Source organism: Microbacterium sp. zg.Y909, from assembly GCF_024626565.1.
In genome coordinates this window covers 1-1,944 of the sequence record NZ_JANJFJ010000580.1, presented here as the reverse complement: position 1 = coordinate 1,944, position 1,944 = coordinate 1, and the positions used below count along the sequence as shown (strand labels likewise).

Below are 1,944 nucleotides of genomic sequence, written 5' to 3'. Positions count from 1 at the left end.
GGCGTGCACGTCGACGGAGTCGAGCACGACCTCGGCAATGTCGGCGACGTCGTCGCGGTCGATCCGCAGCCGGTGCTCGATCAGCTCGCCGCCGGGCGCATCCCGGTGGTCTCGAGCATCGCGCCCGACCTCGACAACCCCGGGCAGTCGCTCAACGTCAACGCCGACGCCGCTGCGGCATCCCTCGCCGTTGCGCTCGGGGCGACGAAGCTCATCATCCTCACCGACGTACCCGGCCTCTACGCCGACTGGCCAGACCGCAGCTCGCTGGTGTCGCACCTGACGGCGACCGACCTGCGCGCCATGCTGCCCACTTTGGAGTCGGGGATGATTCCGAAGATGCAGGCGTGCCTCGACGCCGTGGACGGTGGCGTCGACACCGCTGCGATCATCGACGGACGCCAGCCGCACTCGCTGCTGGTGGAGATCTTCACGGAGCAGGGAATCGGCACGGAGGTGGTGGCGGGATGACCGCAGACAGCTGGAAGGACGACGCCCAGCGCGATCTGGTGCGCAACGTCGGTGAGCGCGCGGCGCTGTTCGTGCGCGGCGAGGGGGCAGCCCTCTGGGACGCCGAGGGGCGTCGTTACCTCGACTTCCTCGCCGGCATCGCGGTCAACTCCATCGGCCACGCCCACCCGACGTTCGTCGAGGCGGTCTCGCGGCAGGCCGCGACCCTCGCCCACGTATCGAACTTCTTCGCCACCCCGTCGCAGCTCGAGCTCGCCGCGCGCCTGAAGCGCCTCGCCGGCACAGGCCCGGACGGCCGGGTGTACTTCGGAAACTCCGGGGCGGAGGCCAACGAAGCAGCCTTCAAGCTGGCCCGCCTGCACGGCGGAGCCGACCGGCCTCGCATCCTCGCCTTCAAGGACGCTTTCCACGGTCGCACCATGGGAACGCTCGCGCTCACCGGAAAGCCCTACATGCAGGAGCCGTTCCTGCCGATGGTGCCCGGGGTGGAGTTCATCGACTCCACCGTCGAGGCGCTCGAGCAGGCGATGGACGACCGGGTGGCGGCGCTGTTCGTCGAACCCATCAAGGGCGAGGCGGGCGTCGTGGAGCTGCCGGAGGGGTTCCTCCGCGCCGCTCGCGAGATCACCGCGCGTCACGGGGCGCTGCTCATCGTCGACGAGATCCAGACCGGCGCCGGCCGCACCGGCGCCTGGTTCGCGTTCCAGCACGCCGGCATCACCCCCGACGCCATCACGGTGGCCAAGGGCATCGGCGGCGGGTTCCCCATCGGGGCGCTCATCACCTTCGGCGCGGCGAGTGAGCTGTTCTACCCCGGCACCCACGGCTCGACCTTCGGCGGCAACGCCCTCGGCACCGCCGTCGCCTCGGCGGTGCTCGGTGAGATCGAGAGCGCAGACCTGGTGGCCAACGCCGCCGTGCGCGGTCAGCAGATCCGCGAAGCCGTCGCCGCCATCGGCTCGCCCCTGGTGGACGGATGCCGCGGGCAGGGACTGCTCATCGGCATCGCGCTGCGGCATCCCGTCGCAGGCGCCGTCGTCGCCGCCGCGCAGGAGCACGGGCTCATCGTCAACGCGGCCAACGACAGCACCGTGCGCCTCGCGCCGCCGCTGACGATCGGCGACGTCGAAATCGACGAGTTCGCGGACCTCTTCGCCCGCGCGCTGTCCACCGTCGAGCAGGCGCTCCTGCTCGACGTCCCCACCACCCCCGAGGAGGCATCCGCGTGACCCGTCACCTGCTCCGCGACGACGACCTGACCGCGGCCGAACAGGCCGAGATCCTCGACCTGGCCGTCGCCCTCAAGAAGGACCGCTGGAAGCTGAAGCCCCTCGAAGGGCCGCAGACGGTCGCGGTGATCTTCGACAAATCCTCCACCCGCACGCGGGTGTCGTTCGCCGTCGGCATCGCCGATCTGGGCGGATCCCCGCTCATCATCTCCATGGCGAGCAGTCAGCTGGGCGGCAAGGAGAC

2 protein-coding genes and 1 pseudogene are annotated in these 1,944 nt (G+C 70.6%); all 3 read left to right on the top strand.

Annotated elements, in window-relative coordinates:
* On the top strand, nt 1-471 hold a 471-nt coding region (locus NQ160_RS23075), incomplete at its 5' end, for an amino acid kinase family protein (protein ID WP_441338276.1).
* Nucleotides 468-1,700, top strand: a complete 1,233-nt coding sequence (locus NQ160_RS23070; RefSeq protein WP_257517348.1) for an acetylornithine transaminase — start codon at nt 468-470, stop codon at nt 1,698-1,700. The genes NQ160_RS23075 and NQ160_RS23070, both read left to right, overlap by 4 nt.
* Nucleotides 1,697-1,944: pseudogene (locus tag NQ160_RS23065) on the top strand (ornithine carbamoyltransferase); the annotation flags it as partial. The gene NQ160_RS23070 and the pseudogene NQ160_RS23065, both read left to right, overlap by 4 nt.

Excerpts from the sequence above, each read along its gene's own strand:
- NQ160_RS23070 (WP_257517348.1), top strand. The coding sequence starts at position 468 with ATGACCGCAGACAGCTGGAAGGACGACGCCCAGCGCGATCTGGTGCGC.